This window comes from Vibrio rubrogenes (assembly GCF_059641415.1).
In genome coordinates, this window is sequence record NZ_JCARSY010000080.1 from 1 (window position 1) to 2608 (window position 2608).

Genomic DNA, 2608 nt, shown 5'->3' on the forward strand with positions numbered 1-2608 from the left:
TACGCCACTGGAGATTACCGATGCCACCGGGGCCGTGGCATGGTCGGTGGATTACCACAGTTACGGCAATGTGGCTTATCAGCGCAAGGCAGAAATCGTCAGTCCGCTGCGTTTTCAGGGGCAGTATTATGATGCAGAAACGGGTTTACATTACAACCGTCACCGTTACTATAGCCCGAGCACCGGGCGCTTTATCACCCCCGACCCGATAGGGCTTGCCGGTGGTTTAAACAACTACCAGTATGTAAAAAATCCAACGGGGTGGATTGACCCGCTGGGGTTAACGCAGTGTGTGGGGGATTGTCCGGGGGCAGGAAGTTCGACCTCTAAACCAGATTTTTATGTAGGACCATCGGGACCGTCTTCTACGTTGCCATCGACTGGGTTCCGATATATGGATTCATCTTTTGCAGATCAAACAATGAAATCAATGGAAGCGCCATTAAGCTACTTTGGGTTTACTGACTTTAATAGTGGAAAACGAGCAAGAGAAGCATTTCAGATATACTATGATAAAAATGATCCTTTAAATTCATGGAGTGATGCTAGGTTAAAAGGTGAGTTTGATACATTGCAGCTATACGATTCAAAAGGAAAACCTCAAGTAAGAGTTCCAATGGAGGCAGGAGACCATGGTAATATTCCTGAGCCTTTTACAAGATATTATCCTGAATATGGTAAAGGTGGGGAAAGGCAATTAATTCCACTTGATATGTCAAATAAGCCTATGATCAAGTTTAGAACAGTGAAAGTTATAGAAGAATAATTTATGGATAAACAAGAACTGGATAAAAATCTAATATATCTATTGGATAAGTACTACTTCGATGAAAATAGGAAAAATTATCTTATCAACGAGGTTAAAAATAGTAAAAATCCTATTGCGAAGTATATATTACATGAGATGAAAAAAGATTCTGTGAAAGTCGATAATGAACTCGATGGTCGATTGATCAAAGAAATTTTCTTTCATTTTGGTTGATGGATTAACAGGGATTCAAACTCGGTTGACACATTTGTATCTCCTTAAAAAACAGCCGGGGCAAAAATAGCTTCGGCTGTTTTATTTCATATCAACTGATGTCGGGGATGAGCACAATGCAGTCCGCAGTGATATTGATGGTGATCTTCGTCCCGGTATCAAACCCGGCTTCGCGCAGCCTCTTACCCTTGAGATGAATATCCGGGGTGGCAGTATCGCCTTGGTTAGAGACGTAACCGACGAGTTACATCTTATATTTCAAAACGAGCCGCAACCGCGGCTCGAAATCCAAATAACTACACCAAATCCTCCCCGTCAATTTCTTGATGGTAGCGCACATAATGGGTGGTAATCAGATTATTCAGATACAGCAGTACGTTGCGTAGCTCTTGACTATTGTGCCGCTGTTCGGCTTCGAATATTTCTTCTAACTGACGCAAATATTCGCGGGCTTTTTGGGCAAACTCGTGGTTGTAAGGGATGGTTTCGTACATAGTGGAACTCCTTGTGGTTGTTGAGATATGAACACCACACGAAATTCCTACGTTTCGGGTGGTGAACTGGAACAAGGTGTAGGAATACCGCTCCACAAGGTTAGCAGCCAGCCGAAGCTGCCTTGCCCAGCCCACCATAATTAGGCGAGCTAAAGCGTAACATAGAAAAATACCAGTATAAACTGACATTTATTATGCCTTGTGGGGAAATGCGGGTTCCTACGCCCGGCACTGGATTTTGCCAATGCAGAGGGTAGGTTATCTGTTTTTCGGAAAATAAAAGTATGAAAAAAGTATGAGATTTTGGGTGTGGGTTCTAAAAATAATCAGCCGATGATTGTCTGAAATTGATAAAATTCAATCCAGTTGCAGCACTTTGGAAAGATGATTTTTGTTCTTTAAAATATTGGTAGATTGTTAATGATGGAATTTGACCTTCGACGGGCGCCAGTTCGTCTATGGATATGACAGTCACACCCAACTGACGGCGAAAACCGAAATCGGCCGGGAAGGCGGGGAGCTGACTACGCGTTATGCCTATGACGCACAGGGCAAATTGATTGAGAAAACCCTGCCGGATGAATCCACTATCAGCTATCACTATGACTTACTTGGCAATCTGACCGGAGTGGATGACGGTCAGTGGCCGCTGGCGTATGACTATGACGTGATGGGGCGGCTGACGGTTGAGCATCAGGGCTGGGCGAGTGCCGGTTACCGTTATGATGCGATGGGTCACTTAACTGCCCATCTGTTACCGGACGGCCAGCAGATTGATTATCAATTTCAGCACGGGCGACTGCAGCAGGTCAGCCTGAACGGGCATTGCCTGACGCAACACCAATATCAGGTGAGCGGTCTGGAAACCCGCCGCACGCAGGGCGCGTTGACCAGTCATTTTCAGTATGATGAGCTGGGCCGGTTGAGTGAGCACCGGGTGAGTCAGGCGCAGCAACAGACGTTATTCCGCCGTTATCAGTACAATCGCTCGGGTAACCTGACGCAGGTGGAAGATAACCTGCGCGGCGTAACGCAATATCACTACGACCCGTTAGACCGCCTGACACAGGTGCGCGGCAATATCAGCGAGAGCTTTGCCCATGACCCGGCCGGTAACCTGATACAAGACCGA

General features: G+C 45.9%; 3 protein-coding genes and 2 pseudogenes. 3 read left to right on the forward strand and 2 right to left on the reverse strand.

Annotated elements, in window-relative coordinates; genetic code table 11:
• On the forward strand, positions 1-766 hold a 766-nt coding region (locus AC55NX_RS20525), incomplete at its 5' end, for an RHS repeat-associated core domain-containing protein (protein WP_496997421.1).
• A gap of 3 nt (positions 767-769) precedes the next feature.
• Positions 770-982 (forward strand): hypothetical protein, encoded by a 213-nt coding sequence (locus AC55NX_RS20530; RefSeq protein WP_059122044.1) that lies wholly within the window; start codon positions 770-772, stop codon positions 980-982.
• Positions 983-1073: 91 nt separating this feature from the next.
• Here AC55NX_RS20530 and AC55NX_RS20535 read toward each other — a convergent pair.
• A pseudogene (locus AC55NX_RS20535) lies at positions 1074-1211 on the reverse strand (SymE family type I addiction module toxin); the annotation flags it as partial.
• 67 nt (positions 1212-1278) lie between these two features.
• Positions 1279-1476, reverse strand: coding sequence for a hypothetical protein (locus AC55NX_RS20540; protein WP_038181651.1), 198 nt, complete (start codon positions 1474-1476; stop codon positions 1279-1281).
• Between the two features lie 430 nt (positions 1477-1906).
• Here AC55NX_RS20540 and AC55NX_RS20545 point away from each other — a divergent pair.
• Positions 1907-2608: pseudogene (locus tag AC55NX_RS20545) on the forward strand (RHS repeat-associated core domain-containing protein); the annotation flags it as partial.

What these genes read in the sequence shown, in the direction of transcription:
- AC55NX_RS20530 (WP_059122044.1), top strand. Translation starts at nt 770, where the DNA reads ATGGATAAACAAGAACTGGATAAAAATCTAATATATCTATTGGATAAG.
- AC55NX_RS20540 (WP_038181651.1), bottom strand. Translation starts at nt 1,476, where the DNA reads ATGTACGAAACCATCCCTTACAACCACGAGTTTGCCCAAAAAGCCCGC.